The sequence below is a fragment of the Pseudomonas sp. LBUM1651 genome, assembly GCF_059716135.1.
This window is the reverse complement of the sequence record NZ_CP166805.1, coordinates 3,902,258-3,916,683: the sequence shown is the minus strand read 5'-3', so window position 1 is coordinate 3,916,683 and position 14,426 is coordinate 3,902,258. Positions and strand designations below refer to the sequence as shown.

The following is a 14,426-nucleotide window of genomic DNA, read 5'->3' as shown; positions in this document are numbered from 1 at the left end:
GGTCGCGTCAGTTCGATACCTTTTCATGATGGTCATGATGGTCATGATGGTCATGATGGTCATGATGGTCATGATGGTCATGATGGGAGGGCTTGGCGTGATCATGCTCAACAGGCGCTGCCGTGATCTTCACGGCGTGCAATCCTTTGGGGCCCTGGACGATCTCGAAGCTTACATTTTGCCCGGCCTTGAGGGTCTTGTATCCGTCCATCTCAATGGCCGAATAATGGGCAAAGAAGTCGATATCTTTACCGTCCTCGTCACGACCTTCTCTGGCGTCGGTGTTAATGAAACCGAACCCTTTGGCATTGTTGAACCATTTCACCTTACCCACTGCCATGCTCATATCCCTCTGCAACAGACTCCATCACTGGAGTATCATCCAGTTCATCCGCAGTCGAATCCTGTAAATAAGATTGACTCCGCGGACCTTTTTTACCCACTGTGGGCTCTATTGGTTGTAACACCGTTTTGCCGATAGTCAAGGTGACCAGGCAGTCGGTGTTGAAATCGTTGATAGCCGTCCCCACTACTGTATTCGCACAACTGACGAACCTTTCTTTCCATGCATGCAATCAGCCAGATTCGACTAACATTCAATCAGGATCGCCCTGATTTACACGACGACGATTCCGCAGGCATTGCTGTTCAGGAGGCCAAGCCTGCTTTACAGGCGCCGCCGATGTACAAGGTGGTTTTGTTCAATGATGACTACACACCGATGGATTTCGTCGTCGAAGTGCTCGAGGTGTTTTTTAACCTGAATCGCGAGCTGGCGACCAAGGTCATGCTGGCCGTCCACACAGAAGGGCGGGCAGTATGTGGAGTGTTTACCCGCGACATTGCCGAGACCAAGGCCATGCAGGTCAACCAGTACGCCAGGGAAAGCCAGCATCCGCTACTCTGTGAAATCGAGAAGGACGGTTAATCGCCGACCACTTGGGTATGAGGTGAAGCTATGTTAAACCGCGAGCTCGAAGTCACCCTCAATCTTGCCTTCAAGGAAGCCCGTTCGAAGCGTCATGAGTTCATGACCGTCGAACATCTCCTGCTGGCCCTATTGGATAATGAGGCTGCCGCCACCGTTTTGCGTGCCTGCGGCGCAAACCTCGACAAACTCAAGCATGATCTGCAGGAGTTCATCGACTCCACTACGCCGTTGATTCCCGTTCATGACGAGGATCGCGAGACCCAGCCAACCCTGGGCTTCCAACGTGTCCTGCAGCGTGCTGTTTTCCACGTACAGAGCTCGGGCAAACGCGAAGTGACTGGCGCCAACGTGCTGGTTGCGATCTTCAGTGAGCAAGAGAGTCAGGCAGTGTTCCTGCTGAAACAGCAGAGCGTTGCGCGCATCGATGTCGTCAACTACATCGCTCACGGCATTTCCAAAGTGCCGGGGCATGGCGATCACTCTGAAGGTGAGCAAGATATGCAGGACGACGAGGGCGGTGAGTCTTCTTCCTCAGGCAATCCTCTGGATGCTTATGCCAGCAACCTCAACGAACTCGCGCGCCAGGGTCGTATCGATCCGCTGGTCGGTCGTGAGCTCGAAGTGGAGCGTGTCGCGCAGATCCTCGCGCGTCGTCGCAAAAACAATCCGCTGCTGGTGGGCGAGGCGGGCGTGGGTAAAACCGCAATTGCCGAAGGCCTGGCCAAACGCATTGTCGACAACCAGGTGCCGGACCTGCTGGCCAACAGCGTGGTGTATTCCCTCGATCTGGGGGCCTTGCTGGCCGGGACCAAATACCGTGGCGATTTCGAGAAACGCTTCAAGGCGTTGCTCAATGAGCTGAAAAAACGTCCGCAGGCGATCCTGTTCATCGACGAGATCCACACCATCATCGGTGCGGGTGCCGCGTCCGGTGGCGTCATGGACGCCTCGAACCTGCTTAAGCCGTTGCTGTCGTCCGGTGATATCCGTTGCATCGGTTCGACCACCTTCCAGGAATTCCGCGGGATCTTCGAGAAGGACCGTGCCCTGGCACGACGCTTCCAGAAGGTCGATGTGTCGGAGCCTTCGGTGGAAGACACCATTGGCATTCTGCGCGGCCTGAAAGGGCGTTTCGAGCTCCATCACAATATCGAATACAGTGATGAAGCCCTGCGCGCCGCTGCCGAACTGGCCTCGCGTTACATCAATGACCGGCACATGCCGGACAAGGCGATCGACGTCATCGACGAGGCGGGTGCCTACCAGCGTCTGCAACCCATCGAGAAACGCGTGAAACGCATCGAAGTGCCGCAGGTCGAGGACATCGTCGCGAAAATCGCGCGGATTCCGCCTAAGCACGTCACCAGTTCCGATAAAGAACTGCTGCGCAACCTTGAGCGTGACCTGAAGCTGACGGTATTTGGCCAGGATGCCGCAATCGACTCGCTGTCGACCGCGATCAAACTGTCTCGTGCCGGTCTCAAGTCGCCTGACAAGCCTGTCGGTTCGTTCCTGTTCGCAGGCCCGACCGGTGTCGGTAAAACCGAAGCGGCGCGTCAGTTGGCCAAGGCGTTGGGTATCGAACTGGTTCGTTTCGACATGTCCGAATACATGGAGCGCCACACCGTATCGCGTCTGATTGGTGCGCCTCCTGGCTATGTCGGGTTTGATCAGGGCGGTCTGCTGACCGAAGCCATCACCAAGCAGCCTCACTGCGTGCTGTTGCTCGATGAGATCGAGAAGGCGCATCCGGAAGTCTTCAACCTGCTGCTGCAGGTCATGGACCACGGTACGCTGACCGATAACAACGGGCGCAAGGCGGACTTCCGTAACGTGATCGTCATCATGACGACTAACGCCGGTGCCGAGACCGCAGCGCGTGCTTCGATCGGTTTCACCCATCAGGACCACTCGTCCGATGCGATGGAAGTGATCAAGAAGAGCTTTACGCCGGAGTTCCGTAACCGTCTGGACACCATTATCCAGTTTGGTCGCCTCAGCCATGAGGTCATCAAAAGCGTGGTGGACAAGTTCCTTACCGAGCTTCAGGCGCAGCTGGAAGACAAGCGCGTTCAGCTGGAAGTGACCGACGCGGCGCGCAGCTGGCTGGCGGCGGGTGGCTACGACTCGGCAATGGGCGCTCGACCAATGGCGCGTTTGATCCAGGACAAGATCAAGCGTCCGCTGGCGGAAGAGATTCTGTTTGGCGAACTGGCCGACCATGGCGGCGTGGTACACATCGACCTGAAGGACGGCGAGCTGACCTTCGAGTTCGAAACCACGGCGGAAATGGCCTGACGTTAACCGCAACAAAGCAAAAAGGCGCCTTTTGGCGCCTTTTTGCTATTTATGGATAATGCGCCGGCCCTCTGTAGGAGCGAGCTTGCTCGCGATAGTCGTTAACGATTACGCGGGAAGCCTGACTTCGCGCAGCGCCCTCAGGTTTTTCGCGAGCAAACTCGCTCTTACAGGGGGGGGGAAATCCCGCACAAACAAAAACGCCCGGCAATGCCGGGCGTTTTGTATTGACTTGCTTAGCGAACGGGCCCTATCTCTGTAGGAGCGAGCTTGCTCGCGATGGTCGTCAACGATGAGGCGGGGTGTCTGACTTGACGCGGTGCTCTCAGGTTTTTCGCGAGCAAGCTCGCTCCTACCTTAGCGAGCGCGGTAAGTGATGCGCCCTTTGCTCAAGTCATAGGGCGTCAGCTCGACGCGCACTTTGTCACCGGTAAGAATACGAATGTAGTTCTTGCGCATCTTGCCGGAGATATGCGCGGTTACGACGTGCCCATTTTCCAACTCCACGCGAAACATGGTGTTGGGCAGGGTGTCGACGACAGTGCCTTCCATTTCGAAGCTGTCTTCTTTCGACATGCAGTAAAGCCCTCGGTGTCCAATGAATGGCCCGGTGCAACTGCGCCAGGCAAAAGCGGCGTGCATTGTGCCCGAAAAATGGGGTTTAAGCCAAGGGGTTCTAGTTCAGGATGACCCAGCGCTGATTAATCAGCAGTTCGATGGGGCGATATTGGGTCTTGTAGCTCATCTTTTTGCAGTTTTTGATCCAGTAGCCCAGGTAGACCGCTTCCAGCCGCAGCCGTTGGGCCTCGGCGATTTGCCAGAGGATCGCGTAGCGCCCCAGGCTGCGTCGTTCTTCAGAGGGTTCGTAGAAGGTGTAGACCGCCGACAGACCGTTCGGCAGCAAGTCGGTGACGGCCACCGCCAGCAGTTGGCCATCCAGGCGAAATTCGTAAAAACGGGAAAACGGGAGGTCACGCACCAGGAACGTCGAGAACTGGTCACGGCTCGGCGGGTACATGTCGCCGTCGGCATGCCGCTGTTCGATGTAGCGCTGATACAGGTCGAAGTATTCTTCGCTGAACTTGGGTTTGGCGGGGCGTATCTGCAAGTCGGCGTTGCGCTTGAAAATGCGTTTCTGCTGACGGTTGGGCGTAAATTGCGCCACGGGAATGCGCGCCGGCACACACGCATTGCAATTCTGACAATGAGGCCGGTAAAGATGATCGCCACTGCGACGAAAACCCATTTCAGACAGGTCTGCATAGACATGCACATCCATGGGCTGACTAGGGTCGAGGAACAAGGTCGTGGCCTGTTCCTCGGGCAGATAACTGCAAGAGTGGGGCTGAGTGGCATAAAACTTCAAACGCGCCAACTCGGTCATGATCAACCCTCGGGATAAACTTTCCAATTAAGTGTAAGCCACACGGGCAAAAGTCGCTCAGCAAACCCAGGTGGCACGGCTGGGTTGATCCAGATGCTGCGCCAGGTAGCGGGCAAACTCGCGACGGGGAATGGCCCGCGCGCCCAGGCTGTGCAAATGGTCGGTGGGCATTTGGCAATCGATCAGCACAAAACCGGAGTCTTTCAGATGTCGGACCAGTGTGGCAAAGCCATATTTGGAGGCATTGTCGGCGCGGCTGAACATGGATTCGCCGAAAAACAGCTGGCCCATCGCTAATCCATAAAGCCCGCCAACCAGTTCGCCTTGGTCCCAGACCTCAACCGAATGCGCGTATCCACGCTGATGCAGGGCGAGGTAGGCGTTCTGCATCGCTTCGGTGATCCAGGTCCCGTCGGCGTAATCCCGCGGCGCGGCGCACGCGCGGATGACCGCGGCAAAGTCCTGATCGAAGGTCACTTGATAGCGTTGCTGGCGCAGCAGCTTGTTCAGGCTGCGCGAGACATGCAATTCGTCGGGAAACAACACGGTGCGCGGGTCCGGCGACCACCAGAGAATCGGCTGGCCTTCCGAGAACCAGGGAAAGCAGCCGTGGCGATAAGCCTGAATCAGACGATCGGCGGACAGATCGCCGCCCGCAGCCAGCAATCCGTTGGGATCGCGCATGGCTTTTTCCAGCGGCGGGAACGTCAGGGTGTTGCGTTGTAACCAAGTCAGCATGGCATCCGGGCTTACAGAAGGGGAGGGCAGTGGTGGGCGGTAGGCCCACCGTGAAGTTTGCCGTCAAACGGTCGGAATGTCGTCGAGGTATTTTTCGGCGTCCAGCGCGGCCATGCAACCGGCCCCGGCGGAGGTGACGGCCTGGCGATAAACGTGATCCGCGACATCGCCGGCGGCAAACACGCCGAGGATCTCGGTGGCCGTGGCATCGCCTTCGCTGCCGCCTCTGACCCGCAGATAGCCGTCGTGCATGTCCAGTTGACCAATGAACAGGTCAGTATTGGGCTTGTGACCGATGGCGATGAACACGCCGGCCAGCGGCAGTTCGCTGGTTTCACCGGTATGGCTGTCACGCAGGCGGGCGCCGGTCACGCCGCTGGCATCACCCAGGACTTCGTCGAGATTTTGATTCCAGTGCAGGCGAATATTACCGTTGGCGGCTTTTTCGAAGAGTTTGTCCTGAAGGATTTTCTCCGAACGCAACTTGTCGCGCCGGTGGATCAGGTGAACTTCCTTGGCGATGTTGGACAAGTACAGCGCTTCTTCAACGGCAGTATTGCCGCCACCGACGACGGCGACCACTTGATTGCGGTAGAAGAAACCGTCGCACGTCGCGCAGGCTGAAACCCCTCTGCCGGCAAAGGCTTCTTCCGAGGGCAGGCCAAGGTATTGCGCCGAAGCGCCGGTGGCGATAATCAGTGCATCGCAGGTGTAAGTGCCGCCATCACCGATAAGTTCGAACGGGCGCTGTTGCAACTTGGCGGTGTGGATGTGGTCGTAAACGATCTCTGTGTCAAAGCGCTCGGCGTGTTTTTGCATGCGTTCCATCAGTACCGGGCCGGTCAGGCCTTCGACGTCACCGGGCCAGTTGTCGACTTCGACGGTGGTGGTGAGCTGGCCACCTGCCTGTATCCCGGTAATGACCACCGGTTTGAGGTTGGCGCGGGCGGCATAAACGGCCGCGCTGTAACCGGCAGGGCCGGAACCCAGAATGATCAGGCGGCAATGCTTGGATTCGCTCATAAAACACCTCATAAGCCTTTGTCACAAAAGAGAATGCGTGCTCAAATTGAATCGCAGGTGGTGTGCCGTTAGCTATGCTGATCCATGGCCTGCCAGCATGGCATCGTACGAACAAACCCGTACAATGCGTGCCGGTCACTTGAATATTCCGTGCACGCCGTGTTTATAAAAACCGGAGTGCAGTGTTAAAAGTAGTCCCAGTTGCGCCTGTTAACTTTTTTACCTGCCTGGATTGGGCAGTTTTTTATAGTCATTCAACAGATGGACGCGCCAAAGGCGCAGGAAAAGAAGCGTTTTGAAGAAATCCACCGCAGCACCTAAACCAGCCGTCGTTCCGCTTTGGCGCCAGCATTTGCACTACCGACTCAAGGAAGGTGCATTGATCGCCATCGGCGGCTTGTGCCTGTTCCTGATGATGGCCTTGTTGACTTACGGCAAGGACGATCCGGGCTGGAGCCATAACAGCAAGATCGACGATGTTCAAAACTTCGGCGGACCGGTCGGCTCCTACAGCGCCGACATCCTGTTCATGGTGCTGGGTTACTTCGCTTACATCTTCCCGTTGTTGCTGGCGATCAAGGCTTATCAGATTTTCCGTCAACGCCACGAACCGTGGCAGTGGAGCGGCTGGCTGTTCTCCTGGCGTCTGATCGGCCTGGTGTTCCTGGTGCTGTCGGGCGCGGCGCTCGCGCATATACATTTCCATGCCGCGACAGGTCTGCCAGCCGGTGCGGGCGGTGCGCTGGGCGAAAGCCTTGGCGACCTGGCCCGCAATGCGCTGAACATTCAGGGCAGCACTTTGCTGTTCATCGCCCTGTTCCTGTTCGGCCTGACGGTATTCACCGACCTGTCGTGGTTCAAGGTGATGGACGTCACCGGCAAGATCACCCTCGACTTGTTCGAACTGTTCCAGGGCGCGGCCAATCGCTGGTGGGCCGCCCGTGTCGAGCGCAAGCAACTGGTTGCGCAGTTGCGTGAAGTCGACGATCGCGTGCATGACGTGGTCGCGCCGACCGTCACCGACAAACGCGAGCAGGCCAAGGTCAAGGAACGCCTGATCGAGCGCGAACAGGCACTGAGCAAGCACATGTCGGACCGCGAGAAGCAGGTGCCGCCAGTGATTGCCCCCGCGCCGCCGAAACCCGCCGCGCCGAGCAAACGCGTGGAAAAAGAGAAGCAGGCGCCGCTGTTCGTCGACAGTGCCGTGGAAGGCACCTTGCCGCCGATCTCGATTCTCGATCCCGCGGAAAAGAAACAACTCAATTACTCGCCTGAATCCCTGGCAGCCGTCGGCCATTTGCTGGAAATCAAGCTCAAGGAGTTCGGCGTCGAAGTCTCGGTGGATTCGATTCATCCGGGGCCGGTGATTACCCGTTACGAAATCCAGCCTGCGGCCGGGGTTAAAGTCAGCCGCATCTCCAACCTGGCGAAAGACCTCGCGCGTTCCCTGGCCGTGACCAGCGTGCGGGTGGTGGAAGTGATTCCGGGCAAGACCACCGTCGGTATCGAGATTCCGAACGAAGACCGGCAGATCGTGCGCTTCTCCGAAGTGCTGTCGACCCCTGAGTATGACAACTTCAAATCCCCGGTGACCCTGGCCCTGGGCCACGACATCGGCGGCAAGCCGGTCATTACCGATCTGGCGAAAATGCCGCACTTGCTGGTGGCCGGTACGACCGGTTCCGGTAAGTCGGTGGGTGTGAACGCGATGATCCTGTCGATCCTGTTCAAGTCCGGCCCGGAAGACGCCAAGCTGATCATGATCGACCCGAAAATGCTTGAGCTGTCGATCTACGAGGGCATTCCGCACCTGCTGTGCCCGGTCGTGACCGACATGAAGGACGCAGCCAACGCCCTGCGCTGGAGCGTGGCGGAGATGGAGCGTCGCTACAAACTGATGGCGAAGATGGGTGTGCGCAACCTGTCCGGCTTCAACGCCAAGGTCAAGGAAGCACAGGACGCCGGAACGCCGCTGACCGACCCTTTGTACAAGCGCGAAAGCATTCACGACGAAGCACCGCTGCTGACCAAGCTGCCGACCATCGTTGTGGTCGTCGACGAATTTGCCGACATGATGATGATCGTCGGCAAGAAGGTTGAAGAACTGATTGCCCGTATCGCCCAGAAGGCCCGTGCGGCCGGTATCCACTTGATTCTCGCGACCCAGCGTCCGTCGGTTGACGTGATCACTGGTCTGATCAAGGCGAATATTCCGACGCGCATGGCGTTCCAGGTGTCGAGCAAGATCGATTCGCGGACCATCATCGACCAGGGCGGCGCCGAGCAACTGTTGGGCCACGGTGACATGCTCTACATGCCGCCAGGCACCAGTCTGCCGATTCGGGTTCACGGTGCGTTCGTGTCCGATGACGAGGTTCACCGGGTGGTTGAAGCCTGGAAACTGCGCGGTGCACCGGAATATAACGATGACATCCTCGCCGGTGTCGAAGAGGCCGGCAGCGGCTTTGAGAATGGCGGTGGTGGCGGTGATGACGATGCCGAAACCGATGCGCTGTACGACGAAGCGGTGCAGTTCGTGCTGGAAAGCCGTCGTGCGTCCATCTCCGCGGTTCAGCGCAAGCTGAAAATCGGCTACAACCGCGCCGCACGCATGATCGAAGCCATGGAAATGGCCGGGGTCGTGACGTCCATGAACACCAACGGTTCCCGTGAAGTCCTGGCCCCTGGCCCGGTACGCGACTGATTTGATTTGATGCCTTGAATTGAAAAGCGATGGCACAGTGATGCGTCATCGCACTCCCCACGAATGTTAAGAGGACTCCCATGCGTCTTATCCGCATGCTGTTGCTGCCGGTACTGGCTTTGACCACGCTCTCGGCCCACGCCGATGACAGGGACGTGGCGCGTCTGACCCAACTCCTGGAAAAATCCCAGACCCTGACCGCGCGCTTCTCGCAGCTGACCCTCGATGGCAGCGGCACCCAGCTGCAGGAAACGGCCGGTGATATGTCGCTGCAGCGTCCTGGCCTGTTTTACTGGCACACCGATGCGCCGGCCGAGCAAGTCGTGGTTTCCGACGGCAAGAAGGTCACGCTGTGGGACCCGGACCTGGAACAGGCCACCATCAAGACCCTCGACCTGCGTCTGAGCCAGACGCCGGCGTTGTTGCTGTCCGGCGACGTGTCCAAGATCAGCCAGAGCTTCGCCATCAGCGCCAAGGAAGCTGGCGGCGTGATCGACTTCACCTTGAAGCCGAAAACCAAGGACACCCTGTTCGACAGCCTGCGCCTGTCGTTCCGCAATGGCCTGGTCAATGACATGCAACTGATCGACAGCGTCGGTCAGCGCACCAACATCCTGTTCACCGGCGTGAAGGCCAACGAGCCGATCCCGGCGTCCAGGTTCAAGTTCGACATCCCGAAAGGTGCGGACGTGATCCAGGAATAAGACACAAGCCTGGGAGCGGGCTTTTTTGGCGAGGGGGCTTGTCGGAACGCCGCACCGCCCCGTTGGGTCGCGAAGCGGCCCCAAAACCTGCAATCGCGGTGTATCAGTTAAACCGCGCATGCTGGTTTTACGACTGCTTCGCAGCCGAACGGGGGCAAGCCCCCTCGCCACAGGATTTTCGCCAGACACGAGAACTGCGCAATAAGTGAGGTTTTAAAAGTACGTGATGGACCTGTTTCGCAGTGCCCCGATTGCTCAGCCCTTGGCCGCCCGTTTGCGCGCAGCCAATCTGGATGAGTACGTCGGTCAGGAACACGTGCTCGCTCGCGGCAAGCCATTGCGCGAAGCGCTCGAGCAGGGTGCCCTGCACTCGATGATTTTCTGGGGGCCGCCGGGCGTGGGCAAAACCACGTTGGCGCGGTTGCTGGCAGAGGTCTCGGATGCGCACTTCGAAACGGTCTCGGCAGTCCTGGCCGGTGTGAAGGAAATCCGCCAGGCGGTGGAAATCGCCAAGCAGCAGGCCGGTCAGTACGGCAAGCGCACCATCCTGTTCGTCGATGAAGTGCATCGTTTCAACAAGTCGCAGCAGGATGCGTTTCTGCCGTACGTTGAAGACGGCACGCTGATTTTCATCGGCGCGACCACGGAAAACCCCTCGTTCGAACTCAACAACGCGTTGCTCTCCCGAGCCCGCGTCTACGTGCTCAAAAGCCTCGACGAAGCGGCCCTGCGCAAGCTGGTGTACCGCGCGCTCACCGAAGAGCGTGGCCTGGGCAAGCGACAACTGACCCTCAGCGATGAAGGCTTTCAGATGCTGTTGTCGGCCGCCGATGGCGATGGTCGGCGTCTGCTTAATTTGCTGGAAAACGCTTCGGACCTCGCCGAAGACAACAGCGAGATCGGCGTCGATCTGCTGCAAAGTCTTTTGGGCGATACTCGTCGCCGATTCGACAAGGGCGGCGAAGCGTTTTACGACCAGATTTCCGCGCTGCATAAATCTGTACGCGGCTCCAATCCCGATGGCGCGTTGTACTGGTTCGCGCGGATGATCGACGGCGGTTGTGATCCGCTGTACCTGGCCCGGCGCGTGGTGCGCATGGCCAGCGAAGACATCGGCAACGCCGATCCGCGCGCATTGAGCCTGTGCCTGGCGGCGTGGGAAGTGCAGGAGCGCCTCGGCAGTCCCGAAGGCGAACTGGCGGTGGCGCAGGCCATCACTTATCTGGCTTGCGCGCCGAAAAGCAACGCGGTGTACATGGGCTTCAAAGCCGCGATGCGTAGCGCCACTGAACATGGTTCGCTGGAAGTGCCGTTGCACCTGCGCAACGCACCGACCAAGCTGATGAAGCAACTCGGTTACGGCGACGAATACCGATATGCCCACGATGAGCCGGACGCCTACGCCGCTGGCGAAGATTACTTCCCGCAAGAGCTTGAGCCACAACCGTTCTATCAGCCGGTGCCGCGTGGCCTGGAGTTGAAAATCGGCGAAAAGCTCAATCACCTTGCGCAACTTGACCGTCTCAGCCCCCGGCAACGGAGAAAATAGTGATTCGAACTATTCTTGCGGTGTCCGTCGCCGGTATCGCTGGTACATTACTGCGTTTCGCCGCCGGCAATTGGGTCAGCGCTAACTGGCCCCGGCATTTTTATTTGGCGACTTTGGCTGTCAATCTGGTGGGTTGCCTGATCATCGGTTTGCTCTACGGGCTGTTTCTGACGCGCCCGGAAGTGCCGATCGAAATTCGCGCCGGCCTGATTGTCGGTTTTGTAGGCGGTCTGACGACCTTTTCATCCTTTTCACTGGATACGCTGCGTCTGCTGGAAACCGGGCAGGCTCCGATAGCCTTCGGTTATCTGGCCATCAGCGTATTCGGCGGGCTGCTCGCCACCTGGGCTGGCCTGTCCTTGACCAAACTTTGATAACGAGAGACCGACATGCTCGATTCCAAACTGTTACGTAGCAACCTTCAGGACGTAGCGGACCGCCTGGCTTCCCGTGGCTATACGCTGGATGTTGCGCGCATCGAAGCGCTGGAAGAACAGCGCAAGACCGTCCAGACCCGCACCGAAGCACTGCAGGCTGAACGTAATGCGCGCTCCAAATCCATCGGTCAAGCCAAGCAGCGCGGCGAAGACATCGCGCCGTTGATGGCGGACGTCGAGCGCATGGCGAATGAATTGAGCGCCGGTAAAGTCGAGCTGGACGGGATCCAGACCGATCTGGATTCGATCCTGCTCGGCATCCCGAACCTGCCCCACGAGTCCGTGCCGATCGGCGATGACGAAGACGGCAACGTCGAAGTGCGCCGCTGGGGCACCCCGACCGCGTTCGATTTCCCGGTCCAGGACCACGTCGCCCTGGGCGAGAAGTTCGGCTGGCTGGACTTTGAAACCGCCGCCAAGTTGTCCGGCGCGCGTTTCGCCTTGCTGCGCGGCCCGATCGCCCGGATGCACCGCGCCCTGGCGCAGTTCATGATCAACCTGCACACCAGCGAACACGGTTACGAAGAGGCCTACACGCCTTATCTGGTTCAGGCGCCGGCCCTTCAAGGCACCGGTCAGTTGCCGAAATTCGAAGAGGATCTGTTCAAGATCGCTCGCGAAGGCGAGGCCGATCTGTACCTGATCCCGACCGCTGAAGTGTCGCTGACCAACATCGTTGCCGGCGAAATCGTCGATTCGAAACTGCTGCCGATCAAGTTCGTCGCCCATACCCCGTGCTTTCGCAGTGAAGCCGGCGCATCGGGCCGTGATACCCGCGGCATGATCCGTCAGCACCAGTTCGACAAAGTCGAGATGGTCCAGATCGTTGAGCCATCGACGTCGATGGAAGCGCTGGAAGGCTTGACTGCCAACGCCGAGAAAGTCCTGCAACTGCTGGAACTGCCTTATCGCACGATTGCCCTGTGCACCGGCGACATGGGCTTCAGTGCGGTCAAGACCTACGACCTGGAAGTGTGGATTCCGAGCCAGGACAAATACCGCGAGATTTCGTCGTGCTCCAACTGCGGCGATTTCCAGGCCCGTCGTATGCAGGCGCGTTTCCGCAACCCGGAAACCGGCAAGCCTGAACTGGTTCACACCCTGAACGGTTCCGGTCTGGCGGTCGGTCGTACGCTGGTGGCGGTGCTGGAAAACTACCAGCAGGCCGACGGTTCGATCCGTGTGCCTGAAGTGCTGAAACCGTACATGGGTGGCCTCGAGGTCATCGGCTAAATGGACTATCTGCCGCTGTTTCACAACCTTCGCGGCAGTCGTGTGTTGGTCGTCGGCGGGGGGGAGATTGCCTTGCGCAAATCCCGCCTGCTGGCCGATGCCGGTGCGCTGCTGCGGGTGGTCGCGCCTGAAATCGAACCGCAATTGCGCGAACTGGTTGCCGGCAGCGGTGGCGAGTGCCTGCTGCGTGGCTACGTCGAAGCGGATCTTGAAGGTTGCGGGCTGATCATTGCCGCCACCGACGAAGAACCGCTGAACGCGCAGGTGTCCGCCGATGCCCATCGGCGTTGCGTGCCGGTCAATGTGGTGGATGCGCCTGCGCTGTGCAGCGTGATCTTCCCGGCCATCGTCGACCGTTCGCCGCTGATCATCGCCGTGTCCAGCGGCGGCGATGCGCCGGTGCTGGCGCGTCTGATCCGGGCGAAAATCGAAACCTGGATTCCTTCCACCTACGGTCAACTGGCAGGGTTGGCGGCGCGTTTTCGCAACCAGGTCAAAGGTCTGTTCCCGGATGTACAGCAGCGCCGTGCGTTCTGGGAAGATGTGTTCCAGGGCCCGATTGCCGACCGGCAACTGGCCGGGCAGGGCGCCGAAGCCGAGCGTCTGTTGCAGGCAAAAATCGATGGCGAAGCGCCTGTTGCCACTGGCGAAGTCTATTTGGTGGGGGCGGGGCCGGGTGATCCGGATCTGCTGACCTTCCGCGCCTTGCGCCTGATGCAGCAAGCCGATGTGGTGCTGTATGACCGTCTGGTGGCGCCGGCGATTCTGGAGTTATGCCGTCGCGATGCAGAGCGGGTCTACGTCGGCAAGCGTCGCGCCGATCACGCCGTGCCGCAGGATCAGATCAATCAGCAGTTGGTGGATCTGGCCAAACAGGGCAAGCGTGTCGTGCGGTTGAAGGGCGGTGATCCGTTTATTTTCGGACGCGGCGGTGAAGAGATCGAAGAGCTGGCGGCCCATGGCATCCCGTTCCAGGTTGTGCCGGGGATTACGGCGGCCAGCGGTTGCGCGGCGTATGCCGGGATTCCGCTGACCCACCGCGATTACGCGCAGTCGGTGCGATTCGTCACTGGCCACTTGAAGGACGGCTCCACCGATTTGCCATGGGCCGATCTGGTCGCACCGGCGCAAACCCTGGTGTTTTACATGGGGCTGGTGGGCTTGCCGATCATCTGTGAGCAGTTGATCAAGCATGGTCGCGGGGCGGATACCCCGGCGGCGTTGATCCAGCAGGGCACCACGGTCAATCAGCGGGTGTTTACCGGCACGCTGGCTGATCTTCCACGGCTGGTGGCGGAGCATGAAGTGCACGCGCCGACGCTGGTGATTGTTGGGGAAGTGGTGCAACTGCGCGAGAAACTGGCGTGGTTTGAAGGGGCTCAATCACAAGTCTGAAGACCGAGTCGGTCGAGCGCGACCCCGGCC

The 14,426-nt window shown here is 59.1% G+C and carries 13 protein-coding genes; 8 read left to right on the top strand and 5 right to left on the bottom strand.

What is annotated here, in order from left to right:
- Positions 1-7: 7 nt before the first annotated feature.
- On the bottom strand, positions 8-340 hold the full coding sequence (locus ACA066_RS18245; protein ID WP_497696057.1) for a cold shock domain-containing protein: 333 nt from the start codon (positions 338-340) through the stop codon (positions 8-10).
- A 225-nt stretch (positions 341-565) separates the two neighbouring features.
- Here ACA066_RS18245 and clpS point away from each other — a divergent pair, with 225 nt between their 5' ends.
- Both clpS and clpA read left to right on the top strand, forming a co-directional pair.
- The gene (gene clpS / locus ACA066_RS18240; RefSeq protein WP_015094394.1) at positions 566-928 is read left to right on the top strand and encodes an ATP-dependent Clp protease adapter ClpS; all 363 of its coding nucleotides are present in this window, start codon (positions 566-568) and stop codon (positions 926-928) included.
- Positions 929-958: 30 nt separating this feature from the next.
- The gene (gene clpA, locus ACA066_RS18235; protein ID WP_214377208.1) at positions 959-3,229 is read left to right on the top strand and encodes an ATP-dependent Clp protease ATP-binding subunit ClpA; all 2,271 of its coding nucleotides are present in this window, start codon (positions 959-961) and stop codon (positions 3,227-3,229) included.
- Positions 3,230-3,586: 357 nt separating this feature from the next.
- On the opposite strand, the gene infA is transcribed toward clpA, so the two are convergent.
- The 4 genes from infA to trxB form a co-directional block, all read right to left on the bottom strand.
- Positions 3,587-3,805, bottom strand: coding sequence for a translation initiation factor IF-1 (infA, locus tag ACA066_RS18230; RefSeq protein WP_002553999.1), 219 nt, complete (start codon positions 3,803-3,805; stop codon positions 3,587-3,589).
- Positions 3,806-3,905: 100 nt separating this feature from the next.
- Entirely contained in the window at positions 3,906-4,613 is a 708-nt protein-coding gene (locus ACA066_RS18225) for an arginyltransferase (protein WP_497397838.1), read from the bottom strand.
- Positions 4,614-4,670: 57 nt separating this feature from the next.
- On the bottom strand, positions 4,671-5,351 hold the full coding sequence (gene aat, locus ACA066_RS18220) for a leucyl/phenylalanyl-tRNA--protein transferase (RefSeq protein ID WP_497696056.1): 681 nt from the start codon (positions 5,349-5,351) through the stop codon (positions 4,671-4,673).
- A 63-nt stretch (positions 5,352-5,414) separates the two neighbouring features.
- Positions 5,415-6,374: a thioredoxin-disulfide reductase gene (gene trxB, locus ACA066_RS18215; protein WP_497696055.1), complete on the bottom strand. Its 960-nt coding sequence runs from the start codon at positions 6,372-6,374 to the stop codon at positions 5,415-5,417.
- 295 nt (positions 6,375-6,669) lie between these two features.
- On the opposite strand from trxB, the gene ACA066_RS18210 reads away from it, so the two are divergent.
- The 6 genes from ACA066_RS18210 to cysG all read left to right on the top strand — a co-directional run bounded on the left by ACA066_RS18210 (position 6,670) and on the right by cysG (position 14,396).
- Entirely contained in the window at positions 6,670-9,078 is a 2,409-nt protein-coding gene (locus ACA066_RS18210; protein ID WP_497696054.1) for a DNA translocase FtsK, read from the top strand.
- An 80-nt stretch (positions 9,079-9,158) separates the two neighbouring features.
- Positions 9,159-9,782 carry an outer membrane lipoprotein periplasmic chaperone LolA gene (gene lolA / locus ACA066_RS18205; protein ID WP_497696053.1) on the top strand — a complete coding sequence of 208 codons (624 nt, stop codon included), beginning with the start codon at positions 9,159-9,161 and terminating at the stop codon, positions 9,780-9,782.
- Between the two features lie 226 nt (positions 9,783-10,008).
- Positions 10,009-11,331, top strand: a complete 1,323-nt coding sequence (locus ACA066_RS18200) for a replication-associated recombination protein A (protein WP_497696052.1) — start codon at positions 10,009-10,011, stop codon at positions 11,329-11,331.
- Positions 11,331-11,705, top strand: coding sequence for a fluoride efflux transporter CrcB (crcB, locus tag ACA066_RS18195; protein WP_497696051.1), 375 nt, complete (start codon positions 11,331-11,333; stop codon positions 11,703-11,705). Before ACA066_RS18200 ends, crcB begins: the two co-directional genes overlap by 1 nt.
- A 15-nt stretch (positions 11,706-11,720) precedes the next feature.
- Positions 11,721-13,001, top strand: a complete 1,281-nt coding sequence (gene serS / locus ACA066_RS18190) for a serine--tRNA ligase (RefSeq protein WP_497696050.1) — start codon at positions 11,721-11,723, stop codon at positions 12,999-13,001.
- A complete protein-coding gene (gene cysG / locus ACA066_RS18185) occupies positions 13,002-14,396 on the top strand; it encodes a siroheme synthase CysG (RefSeq protein WP_497696049.1) in 1,395 nt (464 codons plus the stop codon).
- Positions 14,397-14,426: the final 30 nt, after the last annotated feature.

Excerpts from the sequence above, each read along its gene's own strand:
- ACA066_RS18245 (WP_497696057.1), bottom strand. The coding sequence starts at position 340 with ATGGCAGTGGGTAAGGTGAAATGGTTCAACAATGCCAAAGGGTTCGGT.
- clpS (WP_015094394.1), top strand. The coding sequence starts at position 566 with ATGCATGCAATCAGCCAGATTCGACTAACATTCAATCAGGATCGCCCT.
- clpA (WP_214377208.1), top strand. The coding sequence starts at position 959 with ATGTTAAACCGCGAGCTCGAAGTCACCCTCAATCTTGCCTTCAAGGAA.
- infA (WP_002553999.1), bottom strand. The coding sequence starts at position 3,805 with ATGTCGAAAGAAGACAGCTTCGAAATGGAAGGCACTGTCGTCGACACC.
- ACA066_RS18225 (WP_497397838.1), bottom strand. The coding sequence starts at position 4,613 with ATGACCGAGTTGGCGCGTTTGAAGTTTTATGCCACTCAGCCCCACTCT.
- aat (WP_497696056.1), bottom strand. The coding sequence starts at position 5,351 with ATGCTGACTTGGTTACAACGCAACACCCTGACGTTCCCGCCGCTGGAA.
- trxB (WP_497696055.1), bottom strand. The coding sequence starts at position 6,374 with ATGAGCGAATCCAAGCATTGCCGCCTGATCATTCTGGGTTCCGGCCCT.
- lolA (WP_497696053.1), top strand. The coding sequence starts at position 9,159 with ATGCGTCTTATCCGCATGCTGTTGCTGCCGGTACTGGCTTTGACCACG.
- ACA066_RS18200 (WP_497696052.1), top strand. The coding sequence starts at position 10,009 with ATGGACCTGTTTCGCAGTGCCCCGATTGCTCAGCCCTTGGCCGCCCGT.
- serS (WP_497696050.1), top strand. The coding sequence starts at position 11,721 with ATGCTCGATTCCAAACTGTTACGTAGCAACCTTCAGGACGTAGCGGAC.
- cysG (WP_497696049.1), top strand. The coding sequence starts at position 13,002 with ATGGACTATCTGCCGCTGTTTCACAACCTTCGCGGCAGTCGTGTGTTG.